9 protein-coding genes are annotated in these 15571 nt (G+C 70.6%); 3 read left to right on the forward strand and 6 right to left on the reverse strand.

Annotated elements, in window-relative coordinates; translation table 11 throughout:
* From ACIQPT_RS26950 to ACIQPT_RS26965, 4 genes are all read right to left on the reverse strand, one after another.
* Positions 1-729 (reverse strand): hypothetical protein (locus tag ACIQPT_RS26950; RefSeq protein WP_401159315.1); only part of this gene is annotated, 729 nt, incomplete at its 3' end.
* A 9-nt stretch (positions 730-738) separates the two neighbouring features.
* The gene (locus ACIQPT_RS26955; protein ID WP_401159317.1) at positions 739-3114 is read right to left on the reverse strand and encodes an FHA domain-containing protein; all 2376 of its coding nucleotides are present in this window, start codon (positions 3112-3114) and stop codon (positions 739-741) included.
* A gap of 59 nt (positions 3115-3173) precedes the next feature.
* Positions 3174-3590, reverse strand: coding sequence for an ATP-binding protein (locus tag ACIQPT_RS26960; RefSeq protein WP_401159319.1), 417 nt, complete (start codon positions 3588-3590; stop codon positions 3174-3176).
* A 105-nt stretch (positions 3591-3695) separates the two neighbouring features.
* Positions 3696-4304, reverse strand: coding sequence for a sigma-70 family RNA polymerase sigma factor (locus ACIQPT_RS26965; protein ID WP_401159321.1), 609 nt, complete (start codon positions 4302-4304; stop codon positions 3696-3698).
* Between the two features lie 105 nt (positions 4305-4409).
* On the opposite strand from ACIQPT_RS26965, the gene ACIQPT_RS26970 reads away from it, so the two are divergent.
* From ACIQPT_RS26970 to ACIQPT_RS26980, 3 genes are all read left to right on the forward strand, one after another.
* Positions 4410-5237: an alpha/beta fold hydrolase gene (locus ACIQPT_RS26970; protein WP_401159323.1), complete on the forward strand. Its 828-nt coding sequence runs from the start codon at positions 4410-4412 to the stop codon at positions 5235-5237.
* Between the two features lie 69 nt (positions 5238-5306).
* Complete coding sequence (locus tag ACIQPT_RS26975; protein ID WP_401159324.1) at positions 5307-8684, forward strand: LamG-like jellyroll fold domain-containing protein; 3378 nt, start codon at positions 5307-5309, stop codon at positions 8682-8684.
* A 232-nt stretch (positions 8685-8916) separates the two neighbouring features.
* The gene (locus ACIQPT_RS26980) at positions 8917-10539 is read left to right on the forward strand and encodes an alpha/beta hydrolase (protein ID WP_401159326.1); all 1623 of its coding nucleotides are present in this window, start codon (positions 8917-8919) and stop codon (positions 10537-10539) included.
* A 161-nt stretch (positions 10540-10700) separates the two neighbouring features.
* Here ACIQPT_RS26980 and ACIQPT_RS26985 read toward each other — a convergent pair whose 3' ends face one another.
* Complete coding sequence (locus ACIQPT_RS26985; protein ID WP_401159328.1) at positions 10701-13052, reverse strand: AbfB domain-containing protein; 2352 nt, start codon at positions 13050-13052, stop codon at positions 10701-10703.
* A 70-nt stretch (positions 13053-13122) separates the two neighbouring features.
* Entirely contained in the window at positions 13123-15567 is a 2445-nt protein-coding gene (locus ACIQPT_RS26990; protein ID WP_401159331.1) for an RICIN domain-containing protein, read from the reverse strand.
* Positions 15568-15571 lie beyond the last annotated feature (4 nt).

The raw sequence follows: 15571 nt of genomic DNA on the forward strand, positions 1-15571 counted from the left end.
CACGCGGGTGGGCTCGGGCCCGTCCGGCGGTGCGATGCGTGTGGGTTCGGGAGCATCAGGCGGTGCGGCGGCGGGCGTGGGGTCGAACTCGTCCGGGGTCACCACGCGGGTCGGTTCCGGACCGTCCGGCGGTGCCATGCGGGTCGGTCCCGGCTCCTCACCGGCCGCCACGACCCGCGCGGGTTCCGGAGCCGGGGCCCCCGCCACCCCCGCCTCCCCGGATACCGGTCCCGCCGCCCCCGGGCCCGCCTCCGCCGCGTACGTACTCAGCCGGGTCCCGTCGCAGAAGACCCACCGCTCGTGCTCGGCGTCGTACAGCCACACCGACTCCCCGTCCACCACCATCCCCACCCGCAGCCCCCGCGTCCGCTGCCGGAAGCCCTCCCCGTCGCTGCGGCCCTCGGCCAGGTCCTGCGCCGCGCGGCGGTACCGGCTCAGCGACTCCTCCGCCCTGGCCAGCAGCGGTCGCGGGTCCGCGGTACGTGCGAGCGGCGCCCCGGCGGCCGGAGGCGTCTGCGGTACGGAGACGAGGAGCCGCCCGTCGACCCAGGCCGACCAGCCGTTGGAGCAGGCGACATACGCCCAGTCCCCGCGCCGGTCCTCCAACTGCACCGGCAGCAGGGCGTCCAGCGGATCGGTGGGCCGGGCGACATCGGGCGACTCCCAGGCCGGCAGGCCGTCCGGCGGGACGACGTGCGTGGGGCGGAATTCCGGGGTCGGGGTCGCCATGGAACCACCTCACTTCCGCATGACCGCGGGCTCGTGCCGCCTCAGCAGTTTCATGACCACGTATCCGAAGACGAGCGAGAGGACGGCCATCATGCCCATGTTGAGCAGCCAGACCCCCGCCGAGTGCCCGAAGAGCGGATCGGAGGTCAGCTCGCCCGGCACGATCCGCGCCAGGTCGATCGTTCCGGCCATCGCCCCGAGCGCCCACCGCGACGGCACCAGCCACGACAACTGCTCCACCCCGGGCACCCCGTTCAGCTTGAGCAGCGCGCCGCAGAAGACGACCTGGACGATGGCGAGGAGGACGAGCAGGGGCATCGTCACCTCCTCCTTGCGCACCAGCGCGGAGACCAGGAGGCCGAGCATCATCGCGGTGAAGGACAACAGGGCCACGGCCAGCGTGATCTCCACGAGCGGTGGCAGGAACACCCCTGCGCCACCTGGCGCGTTCAGATCGACGCCGACCAGCCCCACCAGGGTCAGCACCACGGCCTGGAGCACGGTGACGGTCCCGAGCACCACGATCTTCGACATCAGATACGCGGATCTGGAGAGCCCGACGGCCCGTTCCCGCTGGTAGATCACCCGTTCCTTGACCAACTCCCGTACCGCGTTGGCCGCTCCGGTCAGCACACCGCCCACGCACAGGATCAGCAGGGCGTTCATCGCCGTCTCCTGGGTGAGCGTGCTGCCCGCCAGGGCGCGGGCCATGGCGCCCATGACGAAGGGCAGCGCGATCATGATGATCAGGAACGTCCGGTCCGCGCTCAGCGCGGAGGCGTACCGGCGTACGAGCGTGTGCAGTTGCGCACCCCAGTTACGGGTCTTCGGCGGCGGCGAGACCAGCGCTCCGGGCGCGGCCGTCGGCAGGTGGGGCTGTGCCGTGGCGTTGACGATGTACTGCCGGTGGAAGGGCGAGTCGGCGTAGGTGGTCGCCCAGTCGCGGTCGCGGTCGTTCTCGAAGGCCTCGAACGCCTCCGGCCACTCCGCGAAACCGAAGAAGGCGAGGGCGTCCTCAGGGGGGCCGTAGTAGGCGATGCGGCCGCCGGGCGCGAGGACGAGCAGCCGGTCGCAGACCTCCAGGCTCAGCACGCTGTGGGTGACGACGATGACGGTACGGCCGTCGTCGGCCAGGCCGCGCAGCATGTGCATGACCGAACGGTCCATGCCGGGGTCGAGCCCCGAGGTCGGTTCGTCCAGGAAGAGCAGCGAGGGCTTCGTCAGCAGCTCCAGGGCCACGCTCACCCGCTTGCGCTGGCCTCCGGAGAGCGAGTGGATCGGCTGGTCGGCGCGCTGTTCGAGGCCGAGTTCCTGGATCACCTCGGCGACCCGCGCCTGCCGCTCGGCCTTCGCGGTGTCCTGCGGGAAGCGGAGCTCGGCGGCGTAACCGAGGGCCTTACGCACGGTCAGCTGGGAGTGCAGGATGTCGTCCTGCGGGACGAGGCCGATGCGCTGGCGCAGCTCGGCGAAGTCGCGGTAGAGGTCACGGCCGTCGTAGAGCACCGTGCCGCTGTCGGCGGGGCGCTGGCCGGTGAGCGCGTTGAGCAGGGTGGACTTCCCCGCGCCGCTGGGCCCCACCACGCCGAGCAGGCACTTCTCGCCGACGGGGAAGGAGACCCGGTCCAGCAGGGTCTTGCCGCCCTTGCCGGCCCGGCCGACCGTCACCTCCAGGTCCTGGACGTCCAGCGACACCTCACCGGTGTCCACGAACTCCTGGAGGGAGTCGCCGACCAGACAGAAGGCGGAGTGGCCGATGCCGACGATGTCGCCGGGGCCGACGGGCCCGCGCGCGACCGGCTGACCGTTGAGGAAGGTCCCGTTGTGGCTGCCCAGGTCGACGATCTCGTAGGTGCCGTCGGCCAGCGCCCGCAGTTCGGCGTGGTGGCGGGAGACCACCAGATCGTCGATGACGAGGTCGTTGCCGGCGTCGCGGCCGATCCGCACGGTCTTCGCGGGCAGCGGACGTACGGTCGTGGGCTGCCGGAACGTGCCGGTCGCCGCGGGCATCGACACGGCCGAGGGGCGGTCGGCGGAGGGAGCGGGAGTGGCGGCGGGCGCGGGAGGCTCCCGGCCCAGCAGGAGGGCGCGCGGTCCGTCGCTCGGATTGCCGAAGCGGATCTCGCTGCCCGCGCCGACGTCCGATGCGTGAATGCGCCGGCCACCGGTGTACGTGCCGTTGGTGCTGTCCTCGTCCTCGATCGTCCAGTGACCGGCCTCGGGCCGCAGGATCGCGTGGTGCCAGGAGACCCGGATGTCATCGATGACGACGTCGCTCCCGGGATCGCGCCCGACATGGTAGTCCCGGCTCGGACTCATCACCGTGGAGCCCAGATCGGTCTCCAGAACGAGTTCGGGCGCAGTCGGCGTTGCGGGCCGCTCTCCCATGCCCTGAATTCTACCGATACGTAACGATCGGCGCCCGCTGCCGGCGGCAGACTCGTGGCTCAGCGCGGCACGGTGGCGAGGATGACCTTCCCGCCGCCCGCCGCCTCCCGGACCCGTACCTCCTGGGCCAGCCGCTGGATCATCGGCCAGCCGAATCCGCCGGTCAGTCCGGTCAGGTCGGGCGTCCGGTCCTGTGGGTGCGCCGGGCTGGGGTCGGTGACCCGGACATGGACGCTCCCGCGGTCCGCGGTCAGCCACAGCGCGGTGACGGCCCCCGCGTGCCGGACGGCATTGGTGACCAGCTCCGACACGAGGAGCAGGAGGTCCTGGATCGTGTGGGAGGTCGGCGCGGGGTGCAGTCGCGCGACGAAGGTGCTGACCGCGTCCCGCGCGTCGGCGGCCTTCTCCGGCCGGCAGACGAAATCGGTACGGGTCTCGCCGTCCGGTGAAAACGTCATCAGAATGCGGTCGTTCATGGCTTCCACCCCGTTGCGTGAGCTTTCCGGCTGGAGTCCGGGTACCCCGGAAACGGCATTTCATGGAAATCGGCCGGGGCGAATGTGCGCCGTACGCGGAACGGCTCAGCGACCGCCCGAGAGCCGGTCCCGCTGGACGCGGTGCGCCAGGGTGCGGCGCACCCTGGCCGACCCGGCGACGGCGACGGCTTCTCCCGCGGGAACGTCGAGTCCCCGGCTGATCACGTCGTAGGTGCTCCGCAGGCTGCCGGGCAGGTCGGTGCGGTGCTCCGTCAGGTCCTGCTCGACGAGCCGCCGCAGCGCGTCGACGTTCCGCGGCGTGAACCCCTTCCGGCCCCGGCCGAGGGCGTCGGCCAGGCGGGTGCAATGGGCGTCGTCGTGGAGGTTCTCGGAGATCTCCTCCGCCAGGCCCCACAGCCGCCCTTCGAGCCAGGCCGTGTCGTGCTGGTCGAGGGCGACGTCCGGCGGGAGCGCCGGCTTGCCCGGCCGGTCCTTCGTCACCTGCTTGGACACGGCGGGCTGACTCATGCCGGTGAGCCGGGCGATGGTCTCCTGGGTCCAGCCGAGGCCGGCGAACAAGGTGATCATTTCGCTGCGCAGCCGCCGCGTCTCCTCGCCCGCGCGAATCACCTCGTTCATACCGGCGAACATTCTGGCCGCCTGTTCCTCGGTCAGGAAACCGGGGTGGTGCGGTGGGTCTGCCTCGTAGGTCACAGCAGGTCCTCCTTGTCGGCGTGGGGCACAGCTCGGTTATACCTGAATCGGTCGATGTTTATAACCTGGTTGTACAACCTCGTTATGAGGTGCAGGGTGGTCGCCATGTCCACCTTTCACGCACCTGATGGAACCCGGCTCGCCCATCGCACGGCCGGAGACGGCGAACCGCTGATCTGCCTGCCGGGAGGTCCCACCGGCTCGGAATATCTCGGCGATCTCGGAGGCCTGGCCGCGCACCGTCGGCTGATCCTCCTCGACCCGCGCGGCACCGGCCGTTCCGCGCGCCCAGGGCAGGTCGCCACCTACCGCTGCGACCGCCAGGTGGGCGACGTCGAGGCCCTGCGTGCCCACCTCGGTCTCGACCGGATGGACATCCTGGCGCACTCCGGCGGCGCGAACCTCGCGGTGCGGTACGCCGCCCGCCATCCGCGGCGCGTCGCCAAGCTCGCTCTGATCGGCCCCGGCCTGCGGGCGTTGGGGGTGCCGATCGACGGCGGGACGCGCCGGGCGCTCGCGCTGCGCCGCAGCGGTGAGCCGTGGTTCCCGGCCGCCTTCGCCGCGCTGGAGGCGATCATCGAGGGCTCCGGCGCCGACTGGGAGGCGGTCGCTCCCTTCTTCTGCGGCCGCTGGGACGCCGGGGCCCGGCGGCATCACGCGGCAGGGCAGCCGGACAACGCCGAGGCCGTCGCCGGTTTCGCGGCCGAAGGCGCCTTCGATCCGGCGGCCACGCGTGCGGCGCTCGCCGCGTTCGCGAGCCCTGCCCTGCTGCTCGCCGGGGAGTGGGACCTGAACAGCCCGCCATCGGCCGTGGCCGCGGGTGCGGAGCTCTTCCCGCGCGCCGCGTTCGTCGTGCAGTCCGGGGCGGGTCACTACCCGTGGATTGACGATCCCCGCCGGTTCGTGGCGACCGTCGCGGCGTTCCTCGGCTGAGGCCGCGTCTTTCTATCGTTGAAAATTCTGTGTGCACGACCGTTGTGCAGTGTTTGGTGTTGTGGCTCAATGTTCGACTATGTGCAGTGCCTCACAGGTTCGAGGCACCCCCGGCTCTTCGACGAGGACGACGCCTTGAGACGACAACACCCGCGCCCCCGTGCCCTGTTCAGGGCCCTGACCTGCGCTGCGGCGCTGCTCATACCGGTCGGTGCCACCCTGGTCCCGACGGCGGCCGCCGCACCCGCCGTGCCGGCCGGAGCCACCGCGAAGACCTTCACCGCCGACGACCCGGTCACCGATGTCCACGGGGTGAAGGGCGAGTACTTCAGCATGTCCGCCCCGGGCGCCCGTGACTTCGCCGAGCTCGGCGCCACCTCCCTGGACCCCGAGATCGACTTCCCCGGTCTCACCGGGACGTTCGAGTCGGCGACCGGCAAGTCCGAGCACACGACGGCCCGCTGGACGGGGCAGCTCGAGGCCCCGGAGACCGGTGACTACACCTTCTCCGCCATCGGCGACAACGGCTTCCGTCTCTACCTCGACGGCAACGTTGTCATCGACCACTGGGAGCCGGACTGGGACAAGGAGCAACACAGCGCTCCGATCGCCCTGAAGGCGGGCGAGAAGCACGACTTCAAGCTGGAGATGTTCCAGGACATCGGCGGCGCCAGCATGTTCCTGCGCTGGGCGAGCGACACCGTCCAGAAGCAGATCGTGCCCGAGTCCGCGTTCACTCCGCCCGACGACTTCGAGGTCTACCCGGTCGCCCTGAGCGTCGCGAAGAACGGCAAGCGCCTCCAGGCCACCTTCCGGGACCGCGTCTCGGACTACCGCAAGGTGAAGGACCACCTCGAGATCGAGGCCGACACCTCCCCGATGCCGGTGAAGTCGGTGAACCGGGCCTCGGACGACCCGAGGGCGCTGATCATCGATCTCGCCGCGCCGGTCCAGAAGGACCAGCGCGTCAAGGTCGTCTACGACGGCGAGGGCGGCCTGAAGTCGGGGACCGAGACCGTCCCGGAGATCGGCCGCACCGCCAAGAACCTCTCCACGCACCGCCTCACCACCACCTGGGGCGACAAGCTGGACGTCAACAACCCGCTGCCCGAGTACCCCCGGCCGCAGCAGGTCCGCGACCAGTGGAAGAACCTCAACGGCCCCTGGGAGTTCGCCGGGGCCACGGAGGGCGAGCAGCCGGTCTTCGGCAAGAAGCTCGACGAGAAGATCATCGTGCCATTCCCGGTCGAGTCCCAGCTCTCCGGACTGGAGCGCGACGAGGACCACATGTTCTACCGCAAGCTCGTCACCGTGCCGAAGAACTGGTCGGTCGGAAAGAGCGGCAAGGGCGCGTCCGGCAAGAGCACGTCCGGCAAGGACAAGCGGCTGAAGCTCAACTTCGACGCCGTCGACTACCGGTCCACCGTCTGGGTCAACGGCACCAAGGTCGCCGAACACACCGGCGGTTACACCGGGTTCAGCGCCGACATCACCGACGCGCTGAAGGGCAGCGGCCCCCAGGAGATCGTCGTCGCCGTCACCGACGAGACCGGTCCGAACCAGCCCAAGGGCAAGCAGTCCACCAACCCCGGCGGCATCGTCTACACCCCGTCCTCCGGTATCTGGCAGACCGTGTGGATGGAGCCGGTCGCCCCCGCCGCCATCGACTCCCTGACCACCACCCCGGACATCGACACCGGCCGCCTCGCGGTCACCGTCAACTCCGCGAAGGCCTCCGCCGACGCCCGGATCACCGCCGTCGCCCGCGACCGCAAGGGCAAGGTCGTCGGCAAGGTCACCGGGCCGGCCAACCGCGAGCTGAGCATCGAGCTCAAGAACCCGCGCCTCTGGTCGCCGGACGACCCCTACCTGTACGACCTCGACGTCTCCCTCGCCGACGGCCGCTCCAAGGACAGCGTCGAGAGCTACTTCGGGATGCGCCAGCTGAAGATCGCGGAAGTCGGCGGCTACCAGAAGCTCGTCCTCAACGGGAAGCCCTTCTTCTCCCTCGCCATGCTCGACCAGGGCTTCTGGCCCGACGGGCTGCACACCCAGCCCAGCGACGCCGCCCTCACCTTCGACCTGAAGGCCCAGAAGGACCTCGGCTACAACGCCGTGCGCAAGCACATCAAGGTGGAGTCGCCGCGCTGGTATTACCACGCCGACCGGCTCGGGCTCCTGGTCTGGCAGGACTTCGTCAACGCCGACATCGACAACGACACCGGCAAGGACGCCTTCCTCACCCAGGGGAAGGAGATGATGAAGCAGTTCCACAACTACCCCTCGATCAGCGGCTGGATCGTCTTCAACGAAGGCTGGGGCGAGTGGGACCGGACCGAGACCGGAAAGATCGCCGAGGACGTCAAGGCGCTGGACCCGTCCCGCGTGGTCAACGCGCACAGTGGGGTCAACTGCTGTGCCTCCAAGGGTGATTCCGGCAAGGGCGAGATCATCGACCACCACGACTACGTGAACGACGACCCGGCCTTCCCGGACGACCGGCGCGCCGCGATGGACGGCGAGCACGGCGGCTTCACACTCCGTACCCCCGGGCACATGTGGCCCGGAGCGCCGGCCAACATCTACTCCGGCGTCGCGGACAAGGCCGCCCTCACCGCGAAGTACGTCGACAACACCCGTACGTACTACCTCGCCGCCGCCGGCGCCGAACTCTCCGGCTCCGTCTACACCCAGGTCAGCGACCTGGAGAACGAGCTCAACGGCCTGTGGACGTACGACCGTCGAGAAATCAAGGTCGACCCGAAGAAGATCCGGGAGATCAACCGCCAGGTGATCGCCGCCGGGGCGGCGGCCGGTGAGCGCGACGAGCTGAAGGGCGGCGGCTCCTGGTCGCTCGACGAGAACAAGGGCGCCACCGCTCGCGACAGCGGCCCCAACAAGGCCCACCTGACGCTGGAGGGCGGCACGGTCTGGGCCCCCGGTGTCACGGGCTCGGCGCTGACGTTCGACGGCGACGGGCAGTACGCGCAGAGCGCCGGTCCGGTCGTGGACACCACGAAGGACTACACGGTCGCCGCCTGGGCCTCGCTGGACGCCGTACCGGACAACTACGCCACCGTCGTCAGCCAGGACGGCCGGCGTACCGAGAACCCCTTCTACCTCCAGTACGGGCAGGGCGCGTTCGCCTTCTCCACCCCGGGCGGCAAGCGCGCCCGCCTGGAGATCACCCCGGAGACCGGTCGGTGGTACCACCTGGTCGGGGTCCGCAAGGGCGACGCGATCACCCTGTACGTCGACGGGAAGCCCGCCGCCACCACCGAGGCCGGTCCGGCCGAGGTGAGCACCGGCCCGCTCGCCGTCGGGCGGGCCCAGTACGACGGCGCCAAGGGCGACTTCTGGAACGGCTCCGTCGACCAGGTCGGGGTGTACGACAAGGCCCTGACGGCGGAGGAGGTGTCCGCGCTCCACGACGGTCAGAAGCCGTAACAGGAGTGACCGGGGCCCGCTCCCGGCGCCGCGACCCATGGCGCCGGGAGCGGGCCCCGGCCTGTTCTCGTCTACAACTCGCGGACCATGCACGGCTGTTGCATCATTCCCAGGGTGGAGGGGAGGTGCAGCCCGCCGGGGGATCCGCGCACGCGTCCGCTTCCTGAAGGATCTTTCCTGTCCGACACATGCGACCGGAAGGATCGATATCGTGCGCAGCAGACGACGTCTCGTGCCCCTGTTAGCGGTGAGCATCACGGCAACGCTGGCTCCCGCCCTCGCCACTTCGACGGCCGCCGCCGCCCCGGCCGCCACCTCCCAGGCCGCCACCTCCCCGGCCACGGGCACGAGCGTGCTGGACCGCTACGCCCAGCAGAAGCCGCAGTGGAAGCCCTGCCAGGCCGACGCCCCGGCGGAGATCCGGTGCGCCACGATCAAGGTCCCGCTGGACTACCGGAAGCCCGGTGGCAAGCGGATCGACCTGGCCATATCCCGGATCAAGGCCACCACCCCCGGCAAACGGCACGGTGTCCTGCTCTCCAACCCCGGCGGCCCGGGCGGACCGGGCCTGTACATGCCGCTGAGCATGGCCGAGGCGCTTCCCGCGGCCGCGCGGCAGCAGTACGACCTCATCGGCTTCGACCCGCGCGGCGTGGGACGCAGCACCCCGGTCTCCTGCGGCCTGGAGCCGGAGGACGAGAACTGGCTGCGGCCGTACAAGGAGGAGACGTTCGACGACGACGTCGCCTGGGCGCGGACGTTCGCCGACAGGTGCGAGGAGAAGGCGGGCGACACGCTCCCGCACATCACCACGCGCAACACCGCACGCGACATGGACCTGCTCCGGGCGGTCCTCGGCGAGAAGAAGATCAGCTACGTGGGCTACTCGTACGGCACCTATCTGGGCGCCGTCTACACCCAGCTCTTCCCGGGCCGGGCCGACCGGTTCGTGCTGGACAGCGCGGTCGACCCGGAACGCGCCTGGCGGGGGATGATCCAGTGGTGGGCGGAGGGCGCCGAGCCCGCGTTCGACCGGTGGACCGAGTGGGCCGCCGAGCGTTCGGAGACGTACGGCCTCGGCGACACCCCGAAGAAGGTCGACCGGACCTTCTGGGACGTGGTCGCGCAGGCCGACGAGAAGCCGATCGACCTGGACGGGCAGCTGGTCACCGGCGACGACATCCGCATGGGCATGCGACCGGCGTTCTTCAGCCCGCAGTACGCCACCGAGGCGTTCGTGGAGCTGAAGAAGGCCGCGGACGGCAAGCCCGTCGCGCCGGGGAAGCTCGGCGCGTTCACCGGATCCGAGGGGCGCGGAACAGCGGGCACGGCCGTCGAGGCACCGGCCGACAACGGGACGGCGAGCTTCTGGGCCGTGGTGTGCGGCGACAACTCGGCCGCGTGGTCCCGCGACCCGGAGAGCTACCGGCAGGACGCCATCGCGGACAAGGGCCGCTACCCGGTCTTCGGTGACTTCGCCTCCAGCATCAAGCCCTGCGCCTTCTGGGACAGGTCCGCGGAACGGGCGACCGAGGTGAACAACAGGGTCGGCTCCCTGATCGTCCAGAACGAGTGGGACTCGCAGACCCCGCTGCCCAGCGCCCAGGCCCTGCACGCGCAGATGAAGGGGTCGAAGATGGTCACCGTCCTCGGCGGAGAGGGCCACGGCGTCTACCCCAGCGGCAACCCGTGCACGGACGGCACGATCAACCGCTACCTGGTCACCGGCAAGCTCCCGGCGAAGGACGTGACCTGCCACGCGACGGCCGAGTCGAACGCGAAGGCACGGCAGAACCAGCGGAGCGAGGTGATCCCCGGATCTCCGCTCCCGGTACGCGCCCCGGACCGCTTCTGAGCCAGGAGCGGGGCGCCCAGGAAGGCTTCTGAGCCGGGAGCGGGGCGCCCAGGACCGTCTCCGGGCCCGCACGGAGCCGGCCCGGCAGCGGCGGAAAGGTTCTCCGTCGCTGCCGGGCCGTCCGGGCCGGTCACCCGCTCATCGTCGTCGGTCCCCGCGGATCACGGGGCCCAGGGCGCGTCGACCGCCCAGGTGGTGTCCTCGGCGAAGAGGGCCGGGTCGTCGAAGGGACGCCCGCCGCCGGGAGTGGCCAGCCACACCTCGGAGTCGATGTGGCGCAGATAGCCGCCGGGCAGATTGGCGCTGGTGAACCGCACCCCGCCGTCGCCCGCGACCGCACACCAGGTGGCATCGTCCTTGAACAGAGCGGAGCCGTCGTCGGCGTCCCGGTGCACCCGGAAGTCCCGGTGGCGGAGGAACTCACCGGGGTAGTTCCGGGACTCGAAGGAGTAGCAGTTGTCGTTGGCGAGGCCGGTGACGATCTTCCAGGTGGCGTCCGCCTTCAGCACGGCCGGGCTCCCGCTGTCCACCACTTCGGTGACGGCCAGCGCGTCGTGGTGGCGCAGGTGCTTCGTGGTGTGGCCGGGGGTGGTGACCCGCAGCGACCTGTACTCCCCGGTGGGGAGGTCCACCGGGGGAGCGGGGTTCCGGGACGCCTGGATGAGGGCCTGGTTGGCGGCCTTCACCCGGGCGGTGTCGACCTTGACGACCTGACGGTCGTAGGTCAGCAGCCCGTTCGCCTCGTTCTCGACGTCCGTGATCTCCGTGTAGACCGACGCGGAGAGCCCGGCGGGCAGTTGGCCGACCCGGATGGCGTCGAGGAGCCCGACGAACCGGTTGTCGAGGGCCTCGATGCTCGGCTGGTCCTCGTAGCTGAACCCGCCGCCCGGATACCACTCGTGGCCCGGCACCTTGTAGCCCAGCCCGCCGAACTCGCCCAGCACGGCGGCCCGGGTGGCGCTCGGTGCGGTGTTGCCCGGGCCGACGTAGATGTGGTTGTCCACCACGTCACCGTTGCCGCCGTCGACCGATCCGCAGCAGTTGACCCCGCTCATGTTGTTGACGAGACGCGAGGGGTCCTGCGCCTTGACCTCGTCGGCGATCCTGGCCTGGTCGTACTGCCCCCAGCCCTCGTTCTGGTTGACCCACATCACCACCGACGGCGAACTGCGGTGCTGGTCGATGATGTTGCGGTACTCCGCCTCCCACTGGGTGCGCGCGGGCCCGTCCGGCACCTTGCCGGTGTCCATCGACGGCATGTCCTGCCACACCAGCAGCCCCAGCTTGTCCGCCCAGTAGAACCATCGCTGCGGCTCCACCTTGATGTGCTTGCGGACCATGTTGAACCCGAGGTCCTTGTGCGCCTGGAGGTCGTACTTCAGCGCCTCGTCGCTCGGCGCGGTGTAGATGCCGTCCGGCCAGTACCCCTGGTCCAGCGTGCCGGTCTGGAACACGAACTCCCCGTTGAGCACCGGCCGCAGGATGCCGTCGACCTTCGCGGTGCCCACGGACCGCATGCCCGTGTAGCTGCCGACGGTGTCCGTGACGGCCGAGCCGTCGAGGAGGTCCGCCCGCACGTCGTACAGGAACGGGTCCTCGGGGCTCCACAGCCGCGGATTCGGTACGGCTACGGAGATCTCCCCGTCCACCGGGCCGGTCGCCGTGCCCACGACCGTACCGCCGTCGGAGACGGTGATCCGGGCGCTCCTGCCCGCCGCGCCCGCTGTTTGGACCTTCACCCGCAGGGTGCTGTCGCCCAGGTCCGGCGTCATGTCGAGCCGCGTGATGTGCGCGGACGCCACCGGCTCCAGCCACACCGTCTGCCAGATGCCGGAGGCCGCCGTGTAGAAGATGCCGCCGCCCGGGTGCGGCTTCACATCGTTGATGCGCTGCTTGCCGACCGCCTGACCGCCGGTCTGGCTGGGGTCGTACACGGAGACCACGACCGTGTTCGTCCCGCCGTTCAGCTGCGGTGTGATGTCGTACGAGAACGCGTCGAAGCCGCCCTTGTGCGCCCCGACCTCGGTGCCGTTGACCCAGACCGTGGTCTGCCAGTCGGATGCCCCGAAGTGCAGCGTGACCCGGCGGTCGTCCCAGTCGGCGGGGACGGTGAAGGTCCGCTTGTACCAGAGCTTGTCGTTCTCGGTGATCCGGCGCTGGATGCCGGAGAGCGCGGACTCGGCGACGAACGGGACCCGGATCTGCTCCGGGAACGTCGCGGGCTGCCCGGCGTCACGGCCGGTGACCGCGAAGTCCCAGATGCCGTTGAGGTTGGCCCAGTCCGGGCGGGTCAGCTGCGGGCGCGGGTACTCCGGCAGCGGCTCGTCCACCGGGACCTCGTTCGTCCACGGCGTCGTCATGGGCGCCGGCTTCGGCTCCCAGGCGGCGGGCGCGGCGGCGGCCGGCGACATACCGGTCCCCACGAGCGCGGTGGCCACCAGGGCGCGCAGACCGGTGGTGGCCGTTAATCTCCGCCACCAGGAGCGGTGGCGGGGTGCGGGTGCTGGGCGCATGGTTGGACATCCCTTTCTACGGCTGTACGGGAAGGGGTGAGCTGAGCGGTAGAGGTAGGTCAGAGGGCTCTCACAGCAGCCGCCACAGATGGTCGGCCGTCCCGTTGTCGTCGTACTGGACGACATGGGCGCTGTCGGCCGTGGACATCCCGTCCACGCCGAGCACCTTGTCCGAGTTCCGGTTGCGGATCAGGTACCAGCCGTCGCCGTCCGGGACGAGCTGCCAGAGATGGTCGGCGGTGTCGTTGTCGTCGAACTGCACGACGTGCGCGCTGTTCTCGGTGGACATCAGGTCGACGCCCAGCACCTTGCCGGAGTGCTGGTTGCGGATCCGGTACCAGCCGTCCCCGTTGGCCACCGGCCGCCACAGATGGTCCGCCGTCCCCGTGTCGCCGAACTGGACCACATGCGCGCTGTTGTCGGTCGACATGCCGTCGACGCCCAGCACCTTGTCCGAGTTCCGGTTCGCGATCCGGTACCAGCGGTCCGCCAGCCACGGCTCGGCGTCCGGGGCGGCCGTCGGGAAGGACGTGATCCGCAGCCGGGCCGCGCCCATGGGCACGAGCGTGATCTCCTCGACCGGCTCGGTGGAGCGCGCCGGGCTCGCCTGGAGGGGCCCGACGACATGCTCGTCGTCCGCCGTCCACTCCGGAATGCGGCGGGCGCGGGCGGTCAGGGTGAGCGGAGTGCCGTCCAGGGTGAAAGGGTTGTCGCCGGGGGCCCGCCCCGTGGAGCGGTGGCGCAGGGACGCGGCAGGCCGGGCGGTGTCCAGGACGAGGCCGTAGTTCCACGGGCTCGTGGCGTGGACCGCGTACTCCGGGAAGGTGTCGCTGCCGCCGATCCGCTCGTACTCCTCCCCGATGCGCAGGGAGTACGTGAGCGGCCCGTGGTCCACGCTGACGGAGCTGTGGTTGTCCGCCCAGGTGCGGACGGCGGTGCGCTGCGGCAGTCGCAGCGTGACCTTGTCGCCGCTCGACCAGGTCCGCTCGATCCGGGTGAAGGCCGGGCCGGCCGGGGCGGCGACCCGCTCTCCGTCGACCCGGATCTCCGGCTCCGCGCACCAGGCCGGGACGCGCAGCACCAGCGGGAAGGTCAGCGGCTTCGGTGAGGTGAGGGTGAGCTCGACCGTGTCCGTGAAGGGGTAGCCGGTCTCCTCGGTGAACGTCACCTCCGTGCCGTCCGCGACCTTCGCGCTCACCTCGCTCGGCGCGTACATCGCCGCGGCGAGTCCGCCGTCCGGGGTGGCGAGCCACAGCTCCTCGGTGAAGTAGGGCCAGCCCATCCCGTAGTTGTGCGGGCAGCAGCGGTACTGGTCGACGCCCGGCAGATACGCCAGCATCGCGAAGGGGTTCTGGAACTGGCGGTCCCGCTTGGGCTCGTTGTCCAGGTCCACGCTGTTGGCGCAGGTGATGTAGTGCACCGCCTTGCCCGACGGGTCGAGCGACGCCGGGAGCGAGTTGAACGCCAGCTCCTCGCAGCGGTCCGCCCACAGCGGGTCCCCGGTGATCCGGGTGAGCAGCTGGTGGCTCGCCATGAACTCGACGATCCCGCAGGTCTCGAAACCCTGGCGGGGGTCGCCGTGCCCGGGCCGGGCGTTCTCGTCCCCCGCGAAGCCGCCGCCGGGGAACTGCCCGTAGGCGTCCATGGCCTTCGCGTACGTGCCGTAGGTGTTACGGGTGTCGGTGGCCGAGCCGCTGCGCAGGGCGAACTGGGCGGGCTCGCGGAAACCCTGGGCGATGTTCACGTTGTGCGGGTCGACCAGGTTGTCGCCCCAGTCGGCCCCGTACCGGTGGATCCTGTCGACGAGGTCCAGGAGGAAGGCGTCGCCGGTGCGGTTGTAGAGCCACATGACGCTGTCCAGGCCGTCGCCCCAGCGCAGGGCGATCCAACTGGTGTCGAAAGCCCCCGGGCCCTGGGCGTTCATGTAGCGGAAGAAGCGGCTCAGCAACGGGATGATCCGGGTGTCGCCGCTGTACTCCTGCCAGGAGCGCAGGGCCTGGATCAGGGGGAGGAACGGCCAGAAGTCGGGGCCGCCGTTCAGCGAGGTCCGCAGCGCCTTCGGGCCGAAGAAGCCGTCGCTCTGCCCGGTGGCGAGGATCGCGTCCATCCATCGGCGGGTGGTGGCCAGTGCGTTCGCGTCCCCGGTGACGATCGCGAGATCGGCGTAACCGCGCAGCCAGTACGGGACTTCCTCCCAGCCGCCCCGGTCCGGGCGCACCCAGCCGGTCGCCGTGAAGTCCAGGAAGTGCGAGAACTCCTCGTACCGGCCGCACAGCCCCTCCAGTTGGAGCTTCAGTTGACCGGCCAGCCAGCCGCGCGCCGTCACCCTGCCCGGGGGCAGTTTCAGGAACGCGGTGGGGTGCAGCGGGGCCGCGTTGGGGGAGTAGTGGCCGCCCCGGGCGGCCGGTACCCGGTGGCGGTCGGGCGTCGCGGCGGTCGCCCACCGGCTCGTCGCGCCGGTGGCGAGCGCGGTGGCCACCGCGGTGGCCATGAGCTGCCTGCGGTTCAGGGGCATCGGT

The organism is Streptomyces sp. NPDC091289 (assembly GCF_044757365.1).
Classification (GTDB): Bacteria; Actinomycetota; Actinomycetes; order Streptomycetales; family Streptomycetaceae; genus Streptomyces.

Excerpts from the sequence above, each read along its gene's own strand:
- ACIQPT_RS26955 (WP_401159317.1), bottom strand. The coding sequence starts at position 3,114 with ATGGGAGAGCGGCCCGCAACGCCGACTGCGCCCGAACTCGTTCTGGAG.
- ACIQPT_RS26960 (WP_401159319.1), bottom strand. The coding sequence starts at position 3,590 with ATGAACGACCGCATTCTGATGACGTTTTCACCGGACGGCGAGACCCGT.
- ACIQPT_RS26970 (WP_401159323.1), top strand. The coding sequence starts at position 4,410 with ATGTCCACCTTTCACGCACCTGATGGAACCCGGCTCGCCCATCGCACG.
- ACIQPT_RS26975 (WP_401159324.1), top strand. The coding sequence starts at position 5,307 with ATGTTCGACTATGTGCAGTGCCTCACAGGTTCGAGGCACCCCCGGCTC.
- ACIQPT_RS26985 (WP_401159328.1), bottom strand. The coding sequence starts at position 13,052 with ATGCGCCCAGCACCCGCACCCCGCCACCGCTCCTGGTGGCGGAGATTA.
- ACIQPT_RS26990 (WP_401159331.1), bottom strand. The coding sequence starts at position 15,567 with ATGCCCCTGAACCGCAGGCAGCTCATGGCCACCGCGGTGGCCACCGCG.